General features: G+C 39.0%; 15 protein-coding genes. 10 read left to right on the top strand and 5 right to left on the bottom strand.

The features are described 5' to 3' along the window. Positions 1 to 45: 45 nt before the first annotated feature. The 4 genes from galU (at position 46) to ICI50_RS07585 (ending at position 4,591) form a co-directional block, all read left to right on the top strand. Positions 46 to 945 (top strand): UTP--glucose-1-phosphate uridylyltransferase GalU, encoded by a 900-nt coding sequence (gene galU, locus ICI50_RS07600; RefSeq protein ID WP_054640230.1) that lies wholly within the window; start codon positions 46 to 48, stop codon positions 943 to 945. 111 nt (positions 946 to 1,056) lie between these two features. After that, the gene (locus ICI50_RS07595; protein ID WP_095342033.1) at positions 1,057 to 2,220 is read left to right on the top strand and encodes a thiolase family protein; all 1,164 of its coding nucleotides are present in this window, start codon (positions 1,057 to 1,059) and stop codon (positions 2,218 to 2,220) included. Further along, a complete protein-coding gene (locus tag ICI50_RS07590) occupies positions 2,217 to 3,425 on the top strand; it encodes a hydroxymethylglutaryl-CoA reductase, degradative (protein ID WP_056941250.1) in 1,209 nt (402 codons plus the stop codon). The genes ICI50_RS07595 and ICI50_RS07590 overlap by 4 nt, the downstream gene beginning before the upstream one ends. Continuing rightward, a complete protein-coding gene (locus ICI50_RS07585) occupies positions 3,425 to 4,591 on the top strand; it encodes a hydroxymethylglutaryl-CoA synthase (RefSeq protein WP_056941249.1) in 1,167 nt (388 codons plus the stop codon). The genes ICI50_RS07590 and ICI50_RS07585 overlap by 1 nt, the downstream gene beginning before the upstream one ends. A gap of 25 nt (positions 4,592 to 4,616) precedes the next feature. Here the strand turns inward: ICI50_RS07585 and ICI50_RS07580 are convergent, their stop codons facing one another. Continuing rightward, complete coding sequence (locus tag ICI50_RS07580; protein WP_025084093.1) at positions 4,617 to 4,901, bottom strand: hypothetical protein; 285 nt, start codon at positions 4,899 to 4,901, stop codon at positions 4,617 to 4,619. Between the two features lie 80 nt (positions 4,902 to 4,981). On the opposite strand from ICI50_RS07580, the gene ICI50_RS07575 reads away from it, so the two are divergent. Continuing rightward, complete coding sequence (locus ICI50_RS07575) at positions 4,982 to 5,902, top strand: alpha/beta hydrolase (protein WP_180707410.1); 921 nt, start codon at positions 4,982 to 4,984, stop codon at positions 5,900 to 5,902. Positions 5,903 to 6,327: 425 nt separating this feature from the next. On the opposite strand, the gene rlmD is transcribed toward ICI50_RS07575, so the two are convergent. Next, entirely contained in the window at positions 6,328 to 7,710 is a 1,383-nt protein-coding gene (rlmD, locus tag ICI50_RS07570; protein ID WP_013854497.1) for a 23S rRNA (uracil(1939)-C(5))-methyltransferase RlmD, read from the bottom strand. A gap of 123 nt (positions 7,711 to 7,833) precedes the next feature. Between rlmD and recX the strand changes: the two genes are divergently transcribed. Both recX and ICI50_RS07560 read left to right on the top strand, forming a co-directional pair. Further along, positions 7,834 to 8,646 carry a recombination regulator RecX gene (gene recX, locus ICI50_RS07565; protein ID WP_013854496.1) on the top strand — a complete coding sequence of 271 codons (813 nt, stop codon included), beginning with the start codon at positions 7,834 to 7,836 and terminating at the stop codon, positions 8,644 to 8,646. Positions 8,647 to 8,660: 14 nt separating this feature from the next. Continuing rightward, positions 8,661 to 9,137: a hypothetical protein gene (locus ICI50_RS07560; RefSeq protein ID WP_013854495.1), complete on the top strand. Its 477-nt coding sequence runs from the start codon at positions 8,661 to 8,663 to the stop codon at positions 9,135 to 9,137. A 3-nt stretch (positions 9,138 to 9,140) separates the two neighbouring features. On the opposite strand, the gene ICI50_RS07555 is transcribed toward ICI50_RS07560, so the two are convergent. Then, positions 9,141 to 9,602 carry a hypothetical protein gene (locus ICI50_RS07555; protein WP_013854494.1) on the bottom strand — a complete coding sequence of 154 codons (462 nt, stop codon included), beginning with the start codon at positions 9,600 to 9,602 and terminating at the stop codon, positions 9,141 to 9,143. A 105-nt stretch (positions 9,603 to 9,707) separates the two neighbouring features. Here ICI50_RS07555 and ICI50_RS07550 point away from each other — a divergent pair, with 105 nt between their 5' ends. Next, the gene (locus ICI50_RS07550) at positions 9,708 to 10,574 is read left to right on the top strand and encodes a hemolysin family protein (protein ID WP_013854493.1); all 867 of its coding nucleotides are present in this window, start codon (positions 9,708 to 9,710) and stop codon (positions 10,572 to 10,574) included. After that, positions 10,574 to 12,145 carry a peptide chain release factor 3 gene (locus ICI50_RS07545; RefSeq protein ID WP_025084094.1) on the top strand — a complete coding sequence of 524 codons (1,572 nt, stop codon included), beginning with the start codon at positions 10,574 to 10,576 and terminating at the stop codon, positions 12,143 to 12,145. Before ICI50_RS07550 ends, ICI50_RS07545 begins: the two co-directional genes overlap by 1 nt. A 55-nt stretch (positions 12,146 to 12,200) precedes the next feature. Here ICI50_RS07545 and ICI50_RS07540 read toward each other — a convergent pair whose 3' ends face one another. Beyond that, positions 12,201 to 12,482, bottom strand: coding sequence for a DUF1827 family protein (locus tag ICI50_RS07540; protein ID WP_013854491.1), 282 nt, complete (start codon positions 12,480 to 12,482; stop codon positions 12,201 to 12,203). Positions 12,483 to 12,616: 134 nt separating this feature from the next. Beyond that, positions 12,617 to 14,800, bottom strand: coding sequence for an ATP-dependent Clp protease ATP-binding subunit (locus ICI50_RS07535; protein ID WP_041817301.1), 2,184 nt, complete (start codon positions 14,798 to 14,800; stop codon positions 12,617 to 12,619). Between the two features lie 193 nt (positions 14,801 to 14,993). On the opposite strand from ICI50_RS07535, the gene ICI50_RS07530 reads away from it, so the two are divergent. After that, positions 14,994 to 15,176 (top strand): hypothetical protein, encoded by a 183-nt coding sequence (locus ICI50_RS07530; RefSeq protein WP_180707411.1) that lies wholly within the window; start codon positions 14,994 to 14,996, stop codon positions 15,174 to 15,176. Positions 15,177 to 15,241 lie beyond the last annotated feature (65 nt).

The following is a 15,241-nucleotide window of genomic DNA, read 5'->3' as shown; positions in this document are numbered from 1 at the left end:
GCTATGATTATTTTATAAAGATTGAAAAAAAGAAAGTGTGCATATATGAAAGTAAGAAAAGCTGTTATTCCGGCAGCCGGATTAGGTACGCGTTTTTTACCTGCAACTAAGGCCTTACCTAAGGAAATGTTGCCAATCGTAGATAAGCCAACAATTCAATTCATCGTTGAAGAGGCTAAGAAGTCTGGGATTGAGGATATTTTAATCGTTATTGGTAAGAATAAGCGACCAATTGAGGATCACTTCGACTCTAATCCAGAACTTGAACAAGATTTGGCAGAAAAAGGTAAGGATGAGTTGCTTAAGTTAACGCAAGGGATTACCCATCTAGGCGTTAACTTGTATTACACCAGACAACCCCATCCAGCAGGCTTGGGGGATGCCATTTTCCGTGCTCGCAGCTTCGTTGGTGATGAACCATTCGTAGTTATGCTGGGTGATGACCTAATGGACGACAAGGTGCCATTAACTAAGCAATTAATTGACCGCTACAATAAGACCCATGCTTCTACTATTGCCGTAATGCAAGTGCCTCACGAAGAAGTCTCCAAGTATGGCGTTATTGAGCCTGAAAATGCAATCATGCCTGGTTTAATCAATGTTAAGTCATTTGTAGAAAAGCCAGATGTAGATAAGGCACCAAGTGATTACGCGATTATTGGTAGATATTTATTAACACCAGAAATTTTTGACATTTTAGCAAATCAAAAGCCTGGACGTGGTGGCGAGATTCAATTGACTGATGCCATTGATACAATGAACAAGACCCAACGTGTCTTTGCTCATGTCTTTAAAGGTGAACGTCATGATGTCGGCAACAAGGAAGGCTACCTGGAAACTTCAATTGAATATGGCTTGAAGCACCCAGAGATCAAGGATCAACTGCGTGAATACATCAAGCATTTATCCAAGAAATTTGAAGCTGAAGATAAGAAAAAGAAGTAAAAAATTAATAAAGTTATCAAGGGACTACGCGTTTGTAGTCTTTTTATGTTTTCCTTAATATTTTTTTGGTATGATTTTAGTATTAAAAATTCATTGATGGAGAAGAAATAGATGAAAGATATTTATATTGTGGCAGCCAAGAGAACGCCATTTGGCAAATATCGTGGCTTTTTTAAGAATGTGACGGCAACAGACTTAGGAGTAATGGCGCTTAAAGGCACCTTAGCCGCAGGCAATATTGATCCGCAAGATGTAGAAGCATTATTTATGGGGAACGTGCTTAGTAGCGGTTTAGGCGAAAATGTTGCGCGGCAAGTAGCACTTTACTCAGGGATGAGGCAAGAATCCGCTGCAGTGACAATTAATGAAGTGTGTGGCTCTAGCATAAAGGCTGTTCGTTTAGCTCAAGGACAAATGGAGCTGGGCGACCTAGGCTTGGTAGCTGTTGGTGGCAGCGAAAGCATGACTCGGGCACCTTATTTAGTGAAAAAAGAGGATAAGGATCACCCAGACAAGCACTTAATTAGTTCAATAATCAATGATGGTTTAATGGATGCTTTTTCTAATGAGCATATGGGAATGACGGCTGAAAATGTAGCTGAGAGATACCATGTTTCTCGTCAGGAAATGGACGAATTCAGCTTGCGTTCACATCAAAAGGCAACTGCAGCTGTTAAATCGGGCTTTTTTAAAAATGAAATTTTGCCAATTGAACTTAATGGAAAAAAATTGGATCATGATGAGCTGATTCGCCCAGATACTACATTAGAAGCATTAGGTAAACTAAAGCCGGTGTTTAAGGAGAATGGCCTAGTGACTGCAGGTAATTCCTCGCCTCTAACGGATGGGGCTAGCATGTTAGTTCTAGCTACCAAGGAAAAAGTGACTGAATTAGGGTTAAAACCTATTGCCAAGTTAGGCAACTTTACTGAAGCTGGCTTTGATCCTGCATATATGGGTTATACGCCATATTTTGCCGTAAAAAAAATGCTGCAAAATACGGGTCGTTCGATTACCGATTATGATATTGTGGAATTAAATGAAGCCTTTGCCGCTCAAAGCGTAGCAGTAGCTCGTGATTTAGCTATTCCTGCTGAGCGCTTGAACATCATGGGTGGAGCGATTGCGCTAGGTCACCCATTAGGAGCAACTGGGACGCGTTTAATCGCTTCTGCAATTAGCGGGTTAAAGTATCGCAATGCTCAGCGCGCGCTGGTTACCTTATGTATTGGTGGCGGACAGGCAATTGCTTATGAAATCGAAAATGTAGAATGAAATTTTATCAATTAACGCCTAAGCAAAGACGAGAAATTTTGCAAAGTGAAGGAATTAAGTTAGAAAAAATTGACGATCAGGTGCTCGCGCGTTTAGATCAATTAAGTGAAAACGTGATTGGTCAATTGCGCCTGCCTTTAGGGGTGGTGCAGAACTTGCAGGTTAATGGACACAAGTATTGGGTACCGATGACTGTAGAAGAACCATCCGTGGTGGCAGCAGCTAATCATGGAGCAAATATTTTCGCTCAAAATGGCGGTGTTCAGGCAGTAAGCAAGCGAGATGGAATTTATGGTCAAATAGTTTTGCGGGTGAATGACGATTTTGTCTTAGCTGAGTTGGAGAATGCCTTTCCCCATTTAATTGCTTTGGCTAATCAAAAATTTGCTAGTTTAGTTAAGCACGGTGGTGGCACCAGAGAAATTACTGCTAAGCAAATCAATAAGTTAGTTTATCTCAGAGTGCTGGTTGATCCCGCTGAAGCGATGGGGGCTAATAAAACCAATTCAATTCTAGAATTCTTAAGTACTAAGTTAGTAGAGCTGCCTGGAGTTGCTGAAAAGTTGTTTGCTATTTTATCTAATTATCCTAGTCAATTGACTACCGCTAAGGTTAAATTAGATCCCGCAACGTTGGGCGGAAAACGAGTGGCCGAGCGAATTGCTCTGTTAAGCAAGATTGGCTATGAAGATCCTTACCGGGCGGTAACAAATAATAAGGGCATTATGAATGGTGCTGATGCAGTTTTATTAGCTACAGGCAATGATTATCGTGCAATTGAAAGCGCGACGGCGGTTTTAGCTAGCCAGACTGGTCAATATCGTAGTTTATCCAAGTGGACGATGGAAGATGGCCTATTGGTAGGTGAATTGACTTTGCCAATGGCGATTGGCGTAGTTGGCGGGTCAATCAAGGCACGTGAAGATGTCCAGCAAAGTTTTGCAATTTTAGGGCAAGTTACTAGTAAGCAATTGGCCGAAATAATCACTGGAGTGGCACTGGCCAACAATTTGGCCGCCTTATTAGCGATTTCTACGGTCGGTATTCAGGCAGGACATATGAAATTGCAAGCCCGCAATTTTGTCACGGAGCTAGATGCTAATGCTGATGAAAAAAAGCAGGTTTTAGCCGAAATGATCGCGCGCAAGGATTATTCAGAAAGCTACGCTAGAAAGATTTTACAAGAAATAAGAAAGGACAAATAATGCAAGTAGGGATTGATAAGATTGGCTTTTTTACGCCTAATAAATATGTGGACATGGTAGACTTAGCTCACGCGAGAAACCAGGATCCCAATAAATTCTTAATTGGAATTGGTCAAAGTGAAATGAGCGTGGCTGATCAGACTCAGGATGCAGTTTCAATGGGGATCAACGCGACTTTACGGTACCTAGACCGAATTGATAAAGACAAGGTGGGGTTACTGGTTTTGGGTACTGAAAGCGGGATTGATCAGTCTAAGTCAGCCTCATTATTTGTTAAAACTGCTTTGAAGCTAAAACCAGAAGTACGAACTTTTGAAGTCAAGGAAGCCTGCTTTGGGTTAACTGTGGCTTTGATGGTAGCTCGTGATTTTGTCAGAGTTCATCCTGAACAAACTGCAATTGTGATCGGCAGTGATATTGCACGTTATGGCGTTAAAACGCGTGGAGAAGTGACGCAAGGTGCGGGTAGTATAAGTATGCTAGTTAAGGCCACTCCAAGCATTCTAGCCCTGAATAATGGCCATAGTGCTTATAGTGAGGACATCAATGATTTCTGGCGGCCCAATGATTCACGCGTGGCTTTGGTTGATGGCAAATATTCAACGCAGATTTATTTGGATTTCTTTAAAAAGACTTTTGCAGATTATAAGAAACAAAAGGATTTAGCAACTAAAGATTTCGCTGCAATTATTTATCACTTGCCTTTTACTAAGATGGGATTAAAAGCTAATAGAATTGCAGTGGCAGATCAGGATGAAACAAACACTAAAAAGCTGCAGTCTAGTTTTGAGTCCTCTAAATTATTGTCGAATAGGGTAGGCAATATTTACACCGCTTCTTTGTATTTAAGTTTATTAAGCCTACTTGAAAATGGCAATTTGTCTGCCGGTTCGTTAGTAGGATTATTCTCATATGGTTCAGGCGCGATGGCGGAGTTCTATAGTGGCAAGTTAGTGGCTGGCTATGAACAGGAACTCGATCGAGCAGCTGATGAGAAGATGCTTAATCGTCGCCAAAAACTTAGTATTCCAGAATATGAGCATATCTTTAATGAGGCGTTGACAGATCCTGCGGATGGTCAAGAATTAACTAGTGATGATGAAGTGGGGACTTGGTATTTTGCTGGTCTGCGCCAGCATATTCGCCAATATAAGAAAATAATATAAAAAAGGCCAGGATTGTCCTGGCTTTTTACATTAGGATCACTGTGCCATTGTCTTCTTTGATTTGCAAACCAAAGATGTGAATTTCTCGTTCTTGAATTTTTATTAATAAGGGGATGCCGCGACCATGCATGTGGCCGACGATTTTAATTAGTTTGGCCTTAGTCATTGCTCTTGGGCCCACGTGTAGCAAGCACCGACCATTTTCGATGGTTAATTTGCTTAGCGGATAGAGGCGTTCCTCATTTTTGAAATAAAGAGCAGTATTAATATTTAAATCGTCAATAAGTTGAAGTAAATCTGTTAAACGCATTTTGATATCTAAGTTGGTAAAAATTAAACTATAATCAATTATAGTTTAAAACTGATTAAATTAAGTTGGAAGTGCTCAAATTGAAGAAGAAACTATTTTTAGCGACGTGTTGTTTGGCAGGAGCGGGTATTTTGACAGCCGGTGATTATTTTTTTAAGTTTGCCATGACACCATATAATAAACAGCCAGATTCTAAAGAAATCTTAGGAACCGATGCTCTTTTTAGTCAAAAAAATTGGTTTAAGAAATTCCCTAAAGATGACTGGTTGATTAAAACGCCAAATGGCCTCAAATTATTTGCTAGTTATCTTGACCACCATACCGCAAAGAGCGTCATCTTATTGCATGGTTTTATGGCTGATGGCGATAGCATGGCCGGTTTTGCCAAGTTATTCTATGATCTAGGTTATAAGGTCTTGTTGCCGGATGCACGCGCGCATGGCAAAAGTCAAGGTAATTACATTGGTTATGGTTGGGTTGAAAAAGCAGATATCTTGCAGTGGATTAACGAAATAATTGCACGTATAGGACAAAGTAGTAAAATCGTGGTCATGGGCCAGAGCATGGGCGGTGCTACAGCCATGATGGTCAGTGGAATGAAATTACCGGTGCAAGTTAAAGCCTTCATCGAAGATTGTGGCTATTCCAACGTGAAGGAAGAAGTACTTTATCAAGCGGCTAATTTGGTGAATTTAAAACCAGCAGCGGGAAAATGTTTAGTTAGTTTGGTTAGTGAAATTAATCGAATAAAAAATGGCTTTTTCCTAGGGCAGGCATCTTGTGTTCAGCAATTAAAAAAGAATACGCGCCCATTTTTGTTTATTCATGGTGGTAAAGATCACTTCGTGCCTACTAAAATGGTTTATCAAAATTATGCTGCCACGACTGCTCCTAAGAAACTTTGGATTGCCCCTTTAGCTGGTCATGCAATGTCGCTGCCCATGTATTATACGGAATACCAGCGGCAGGTTGATGCATTTTTAGCAAAATATATTGATTAATTTCTTGCAAGCGGTTACATAAGCGGATATAATGGGAAATGTGGAATAGGTAGAAATTAAAGTTAGCAGATATAAATTACAATAAGTTTTTATCTCCAGAATTGTATTATTATTGGATACTTAAAAGATTCTCTATATGTAGAGGTGTCAGCCATAAATAATTTAACTACTAATTTATTTTCAATGGCTGTTCGCAAAACTCCAATTCATTAAAAAGTTACGTTTTATGTAAAGACCCGAACAAGTGAATGTTAATATTGGTTGCGATAATGCCATTGTTTTACACATACCAAACAATTAAAAATCGTGACTATCAATTGATGAGCTACCTCATCCACTTGAATTGCGGCTGCTAAGAGACAGGAAATCGTCCGGCGGTCGCTTTTTGTATGCAAAAAAGCCTAGTCATTTCGACTAGGACTTAATTATTTTCTTAGAACTAATTTTGCAATTGCTTCACAGCGTGGTGTCTGTGGCAGCATATCAACGTTTTGAATTAAGCGCACGTCATAGGCCTCACTTAGTAAAACTAGATCTTGGGCTAAGGTCGATGGGTTGCATGAAATGTAAACGAAAGTTTGTGGCTTAACACGCAAGATGGTCTTAATCAAGTTCTTAGCCAAGCCGGTTCTTGGTGGGTCTACAATTAAGGCATCAATTGGCACGCCGCTATTTTGCAATTCTGGCAAAACTTTTTCAGTACTACCTTGAATGTATTCTGCATTCTTAACATGATTTAATTCTACATTATGTTGAGCATCTCTAACTGCTTCAGGAATAGTTTCGATTCCGACTACTTGTTTAACTCTATCAGCAGCTAAAATTCCTAAGGTACCTACACCACTATAGGCATCAATTAATGTCTGATCTGGAGTTAAATCGAGGTATTTCAATGCCTCTGAATAGAGGTTGACAGTTTGAACCGGATTAAGCTGGAAAAATGCTCGAGGAGACAAGGCAAATTTTTTGCCTAAGATTTCCTCAGTAATTTGATTCTTACCTAACAGTTTTTCGGTTTTATTGCCCCAGACTTGTGGATTTTGCCATTCTGTTTCGTTTTGATAAACGCTAACGACATGATCGAGCTGCATGATTTCTTTAGCCAGGGGAATTAAGTTCTTAATTTTATGGTCAATGGTAATTAGAGTAACTTGAATTTCCTTAGTGGCTTCGGATTGACGTACGACTACTGTTTTGATGCCAGGTAGATGCTTGAAGTAATTGGCAACTGGTACGTGAAGCTTTTCAATCAAGGCCTTAATGGCACGCTCTGTTTTTTGCGTGTCTTCACTTTGAGTTGGCATCTTAGGTAGATCAATCAAGTGGTGAGAATTTGGTGCAAATAAACCAAGCTTGAGATTGCCACGAACATCTTCAATTTGGTACTGGGCCTTATTACGGTAATGCCATGGATCTGGAGCAGCAATGGTCTTCTTGACCTTGTACTTGCTATAATTTCTAGGGTGGTATTTGCGCAAGGACTCTAACATATTATTGCGTTTAAATTCTAGTTGCTTGTCATAAGACAGATGAGCTAGCTCCAGGCCACCAATCTCAGGGTTGACGCCCTCTGGAAACGGCACGCGGTCAGGACTTTTTTCTTTAATGCGAACTAACTCAGCTTGAATGTAGTGTGGGTAGTTCTTAATGATCTTAGCTACAACTACTTCGTCAGGAAGCGCACCGGGAATAAAGATGATCTTCTTCTTGTAATAACCGATGCCTTCGCCATTGATGCCTAAACGCTTAATGGTAATAATGACATCTTTTTCGTGATGTTGTTTGTTATGAAAAAATTTTCTGTTCATTACCTTATTCTTTCTACTAAAAACTAATTACATTGCTCTTAATTGTACTACTTGAAAAAAGTTCTTAGCAAGCTTTACGAAAATTTGCTAGCATGTAGTTGAGATAATAGTGAGGTGAAAATAGTGCTAATAACCAAAGTAAGTGCACAAAGACGGCCAGGTCGCTATAATATTTTCTTGGATGGTAAATATGCTTTTTCCGCTAGTGAAAAGACAGTTGCCGAATTTGTCTTATTAAAAGGCAAAGAATTAAATGATCAGCAGGTTGAAGAGATCAGACAATTTGATGCGGATGCTAAGGCTAGTGACTTAGCGGCGCACTTTTTAAGTTATGAGCCGAGAACCGTTTTTGAAGTGCTGCAATATCTAAAAAAACATGAAATTTCTGATGAAGCGGCTAATAGCGCGGTTAGTCAGTTAAATGAATTAGGCTACTTAGATGATCAGCAGTATGTTAAATTATTTATTAAAAATGATTTACAAGTGGGCAGCGATGGTCCTAAGTCGCTTTTACGCAAGTTAACGCAGAAGGGCGTTGATCCGGAACTTAGTCAAAACACACTGGATGAAGTAGATGAGAACGACTGGCTAAATGTTGGTCAGCGAGTAATCAAGTCGATGATTCATCAAGCGGGTAAATTATCACAGCGGGAACTTGGGCGCAAGATGAAAACTAAGCTGCTCATGCATGGCTTTGATAGTGGAATTAGTAGTGTGATCATTTCCGCTTTAGATCTTGCAGAAGATGAAGATTTACAGATTGAAGCACTGAAAAAACAGGGCATTAAGGCTTATAAACGTTTCCGTCGTTTTGATGAGCGTGAGCGCAATTTTAAGATCAAAAAGTATTTATTTAGTCACGGCTTTTCATCAAGCGAGATTGATGCCTTTTTAAATGGTGAGATTATTGATCTAGCTGAATTAGCTGAATATTAATACGAGGAGAAAAAATGAAAAAAACTATTGATAAGAAGATTTTTGTAGGTCGTCCATTTCCAGATAGTATGATGAATGCGCAAGAGAGTTTTATGGAATCCAATCAGCAAATGGAAAATGACGAAGTTTTTCAAAAATTTTTAGCTGATAATAATTTAGAAAATAAGCGTGCTGCCATGGTTGTTTCAGGACCAGACAGCTTCATGTACTGGTACGGCGTAATTGCGGATGTTGATGAGGCGCCAGCTGGTTTAATGAAGTTTGAGTTGCCTAAGGCTGAGGTTGCTGAAGAAGATGAAGACAATCAAAGCATCGTCTTCTTTAATTTGCCATTGAACAGTACAGTTTCACGCTTTACTAAGAAAATAGTAGATAGCGGCATCCACGTTTATCAAAACTTAGGTGACAGTGATACGCCATATATTCTCTGGGATCTAAATTTAGATACAAAAAAACTGGCCCAAATATTGTACTTGAAAGCCAGTAAATAATAATTAATGTTGTCGCGGGTCAATTGATAAATTGTCATATTCGACGTAAGCCCCAAGGCAGGTCGAAACAAACATGATTAGTAAAACAAAGCCAATTGAACTGCCCACAATCTGATCTAACGTTAAAACTGCGCGTACTAGATAAGTTGAAGCAAAACACAGGATAAAATCTAAAATAATATTAGCAAATAATAAAAGATAGCGGCGCCGAATGCTGAAAAAGCGAAGCAGCTGCTTGAGAAAACTATCGTTGGTCTGCATGGCTAATAAGTCAACGGGGCGCTGGATTGTTGCCTTTACGGCAAACATTATAATCGAACCAACTAAAGCGCCAATGATGGTGCGGTAGATTTCGGCTGAATGCAGCACCAAAGCATTATAGCCAATGCCAATAATAGTTAAGCTACAAATATAGGGCACTAATAATAAAAATGTAAATACAAGCAAGATATGGCTTTTTTGCATGAGGATGACCTCCTAATAGTCTTTGGGGTTATTTTAACATACTGACTAGTGCACTATGCTATAATAACGTTATTTAAGATATTTTTTAAGAAAGAGAGTAGAAGAATGAGTAGTGATCCTGGAGCGGGAAATCTTTTTGCTCGTCTGAAAAATCGATTGTCAGGTGAGAAAAAAGAGAAAACTAAAGATCATTTAGAAAAAGAGATTATTGCTTTACATAATAACCATAAGATTAATGATACTGAATTCTCGATGCTAGAGGGAATTTTGGATTTTCAAGGCAAGATGGCGCGTGAGGTAATGGTGCCACGGACAGATGCCTTTATGGTCGATGCAGAGGTTAGTTTTCAGGATAATTTAGACGAAATTTTGCGTGAGCCTTATTCACGCATTCCTGTTTATCGCCGAGATAAGGACAAGATTATTGGTGTAATTCATATTAGAACAGTTCTGCGTAAGGCTAAGAAGAGGGGCTTTCAAAATTTGGATTACGATGACGTGATGTATGAACCGCTTTTTGCTCCAGAAACGGCAGAATTAGGTGATTTGCTGATGGAAATGCAGCAGACGCAGCGTCAGCTAGCTATTTTGACTGATGAATATGGCGGCGTAACAGGATTAGCTACGATTGAAGATGTAATTGAAGAAATCGTTGGTGATATCGATGATGAGGTCGATCATACAGAGGTTCTTTATAATCAAATTGCGCCTAATAAGTATATAATTTATGGCAAAATGCCTCTAGATGATTTTAATGAACAGTTTGGTACTAATCTAGAGATGGAAAATGTTGATACTGTTGCTGGCTATGTGATTAATACTCTTAAAATGATCCCAGCTAAGGGAGAAAAGCTGACTGTCGCTATTGGAGACGGGAAGACTTTGACTACCAGAAGGATGAAGGGCTCACGGCTACTGACAGTTTTATTAGCGGTTGATAAGACGAAAAAGGAAGAAGATACAACAGACTAATGGATAAAGAGTTAGCAGATAAAGTTAAAAAGAGAAGAACGTTTGCAATTATTTCTCACCCTGACGCAGGTAAGACGACTATTACGGAACAGATGCTGTTGTTCGGTGGGGTAATTCGTAAAGCAGGAACGGTTAAAGCACGTAAAACTGGTAATTTCGCCACCAGTGACTGGATGGAAATTGAAAAAAAGCGTGGTATCTCAGTTACTAGTTCTGTAATGCAGTTTGAATATAAGGGCAAACGAATCAATATCTTGGATACGCCAGGGCACCAGGATTTCTCTGAAGATACCTATCGTACTTTGATGGCAGTGGACGCAGCTGTCATGGTGATTGACTCGGCTAAGGGTATTGAACCCCAGACTAAGAAATTATTCAAGGTTGTTAAAAAGCGTGGTATTCCAATTTTCACCTTTATGAATAAGCTTGATCGTGATGGTCGTCCGCCACTAGATTTGATTGCGGAATTGGAAGATTTGCTTGGCATTGAAGGCGTGGCAATGGACTGGCCAATTGGCTCAGGTCAGACTTTAAAGGGGTTATATGATATTGCCAATAATCGAGTTGAGCTTTATCGGAAAGATGAAAAGGACCGCTTTTTGCCATTAAATGAGGATGGCACTTTGCCAGATAGCGAGCCTCTTAGTCAAGATCCACAATTTAAGGATACTCTTGATGAAATTGAATTAATTAAGGAAGCTGGCAATAAGTTTGACCGTGAGAAAATTGCCTTGGGTGATCAAACTCCTGTCTTCTTTGGTTCAGCTTTGACCAATTTTGGGGTGGAAACTTTCTTAAATAGTTTTGTTGATTTAGCCCCAGCTCCAGAGAGTCATACTGTTAATGGTGATGAAGAATTGAGTCCTGAGGATCCAGACTTTTCCGGCTTTGTCTTTAAGATCCAAGCGAATATGAATCCGCATCACCGTGATCGTATTGCCTTTGTGCGTGTTGGTAGTGGTGAATTTAAGAAGGGATTAGACGTTACGTTAGCTAGAACCGGCAAGCCGATTCGGTTGAACAATGCTACAGAATTCATGTCCAGCGAGCGTGTACAAGTGTCTGATGCCGTAGCCGGTGATATTGTTGGTTTGTATGATACCGGTAATTTTCAAATTGGTGATAGCATTTATGCTGGCAAGCGCAAGATTGTTTATCCACCGCTTCCAGAATTTACGCCTGAATTATTTATGCGGGTAACTGCCAAGAACGTCATGAAGCAAAAATCATTCCATAAGGGGATGAATCAGTTAGTGCAGGAAGGTGCTATTCAACTGTACCGTAATTATCAAACGGATGAATATATTTTGGGTGCCGTTGGTCAGTTGCAGTTTGAGGTTTTCCAATTTAGAATGAAGAATGAATATAATTCTGAAGTTGAAATGAATAGCATTGGGCATCGTGTCGCGCGTTGGATTGATCCAGAGCAGCTTGATCCGGCAATGTCTAACAGCCGTAACTTATTAGTAAAAGATCGTTATGGCAATCCATTATTCTTATTTGAAAATGAATTTGCAGAGCGCTTCTTCCGTGATAAGTATCCAGATGTAAAATTAACTGAGAAATTATAAGAATAAACAAAAAATCCTAGGATTTATCTCCTAGGATTTTTTTGATGGTTTAATTTTATTTGTCAACGTGAACTTCAATTACGTGGCGGCTCTTATCAACAGTTAAAGTATATGAAGAGTCATAATTTTTAAGCAAACGCTTAATTACAAATTCAATCTCGTCTTCGCGCACCCGACGATCATGATTTTCAAGTGCAATACCGATAGCACCCTTGCTTTCAGTATAAATGACTGAGGTATTGCCGAGAGAATATACCTTAACATAGCTAGCATCGGTAGTGTTGAGCTGACTGTGAACCAAGTTGGCGTAGTTGTTGGTTACATCAATTAAATGCATGAATTTCACCTGTTTCTCTTAGTTATTATTCTTAATTTTAGTATAACTCAATTTGAAAAGTATTTTTTATTTTTAAAGAAAAAGATTCTGAAATGATTAGTTTCGGAATCTTTCATACGCTTTGAAAAAATTTCTTAGTTATTTTCACTAATTACAATTTCGCCATCTTGAACGTCAGCTTTTAGGTTCTTGCTGTCGGTATGATCGAGTTTAAAATCAGCTACTTTATCTTCAATTTCTTCTTGAATAGTTCTGCGAAGTGGACGAGCACCTAATGCAGGGTTAAAGCCCTCTTCAACTAGCTTTTCCTTAGCTGCGTCAGTGACAGCAATGTGTAAGCCTTGGTCTTTGACCATGTCATTAGTGTTTTTAAGCATTAAATCAACAATCTTAAGTAAATCTGGCTTAGTTAATTCGTTGAACTCAATGACATCATCTAGACGATTTAAGAATTCTGGCTTAAAGAATTGAGACATATCTTTTCTAGCAGATTCTTTGTCTTCTTGTTCGTTTTCTGCCGCAAAACCGACACTAGCATTCTTGATGCCTTGCCCTGCATTAGAAGTCATGATAATAATCGTATCCTTGAAGGAAACTGTTCTGCCTTGAGAGTCAGTTAAACGACCATCATCTAGGATTTGCAAGAAGAGATTTAATACATCTGGGTGAGCTTTTTCAATTTCGTCAAGCAAAATTAAGCTGTATGGGTTATGACGAACTTGTTCAGTTAATTGACCAGCTTCTTCATAGCCAACATAACCAGGTGCGGAGCCGATTAACTTGGAAACTGAGTATTGTTCCATGTATTCAGACATATCAAATCGAATCATGGCATTCTCTGAGCCAAACATTTGCTTAGCCAATTGCTTAGCTAATTCCGTCTTACCGACACCAGTTGGACCAACAAAGAGGAAAGAGCCAATTGGTCGGCCAGACTTGTTGAAACCAATTCTGTTACGACGAATGGCACGGGCAACTTTTTCAACTGCCTTATCTTGTCCAATTACATGCGCCTTTAAATCAGTAGCCAAATTCTGCAACTGATTTTCCTCTTGTTTTTGGATATCGCCTACAGGGATGCCAGTTTTTTCTTCCACGATCTTATTCATGACCTTATTGGTAATAATCGGAGATTTATCAGGGTCAACTTTTTGATCCTTCATCTTTTCGTATTTTTCAATTTGATCACGGTAGTAGGCAGCTTTTTCATAATCTTCACTCTTTAATGCTTCTTCTTTAAGTTGCTCAGCAGCGTTAATTCTTTCTTGAACTTTATCCTTATCAATATAAGGGATGGTTAAGTTCATTCTAGAGCCAGCTTCATCAAGTAAGTCAATGGCTTTATCAGGCAAGAATCTGTCTTGAATGTAGCGCGAAGATAATTTTGCAGCTGATTCGATTGCTTCATCAGTGTAACGAACGTGGTGATAATCTTCGTAGCGCTTTTGAATACCTTTTAGAATCTTAATTGTTTCATCAATGGAAGGTTCTTTAACTTCAACAGGTTGGAATCTCCGTGCTAAAGCAGAATCTTTTTCAATATCACGGTATTCTTTAATCGTGGTTGCACCGACTAATTGCAATTCACCACGGGCCAAAGCGGGTTTAATGATATTGCCTGCGTCCATACCACCTTCTGCGTTCCCAGCACCGACAATTTCATGAATTTCATCAATGAAGAGGATGATATCATCGCGTTGTTGCAATTCCTTGATTAATTGCTCCATTCTCTGTTCAAATTGACCACGGATTCCCGTACCTTGAACAAGTGATACGACATTTAATGAAATAATTTTCTTATCTTGTAATTTTGCTGGGACAGAACCATCAACAATTTCTTGTGCTAATTCTTCAACTACGGCAGTTTTACCGACACCGGCTTCACCGATTAAGACAGGATTATTTTTAGTTCTTCTATTTAAGATTTCGATTACCCGAGCGATTTCTTTATCTCGACCAATTACTGGATCAATTTTGCCTTTCTTAGCAAGAGCGGTTAAATCGGTACCATATTGGTCAAGCAGGCTTTTACCACCTTGACCGCCATTGCCGGCACCACCACCCATTTGCATTCTAGGGCCTTCGCCCCGCATATTATTATTTGCGGCATTGTTATTATTTCCGTTTAATGCGTTGAATAAGTCATCAAAGTCGCCAAAAAATTCATTATTATCGTTATTCATATTTCCTAGATTTCCTTGTTGATTTCTTAATTCTTGATAACAGTGTTGACATAAACTAATTTCACGGCTTTGGCCATTCACCTTGGTAAAAAGATGAATAGAGGCAGGCCGCTTATGACAATTTTGGCAAAGCAAATACATTACCGCCTTTCTTTTAAACTGTAACAAAATTATATTATTAGCACTCTTTATAGTCAAGTGCTAAGCATCTAATACTTACTTTTTACAAGAAAAATGATACGAAAATATTAATATTTTAGAAAAATCAATATAAATAGTAGAATAAAGAGTAAAAAAATTATAAAATCTTAAAAGTGTGGTGATATTTTTGGATTATCAAAAAATTCTAGATCAATTGGTTTCCGGTGAGCTGAAAGAATATAAAGTTGAAGCTAAAGATGCCTACGATCTTCAGAAAACTATTCGTAATTATGGTAAAAGACAATACATTACTGGTAGGGCTGAAAGAGGCGGTGCGATTGTATATACCGCTATCAATACTGGTAAGTAAATAATGTAAACTGTTACATTTTTGTTGCCTAATCCGTAAAAACATGATAGTCTAGTACTCGAATG

Source organism: Lactobacillus kefiranofaciens (assembly GCF_014656585.1).
Classification (GTDB): Bacteria; Bacillota; Bacilli; order Lactobacillales; family Lactobacillaceae; genus Lactobacillus; species Lactobacillus kefiranofaciens.
Note: the sequence above shows the minus strand (reverse complement) of the source record. Positions and strands in the feature narration are given on the sequence as shown.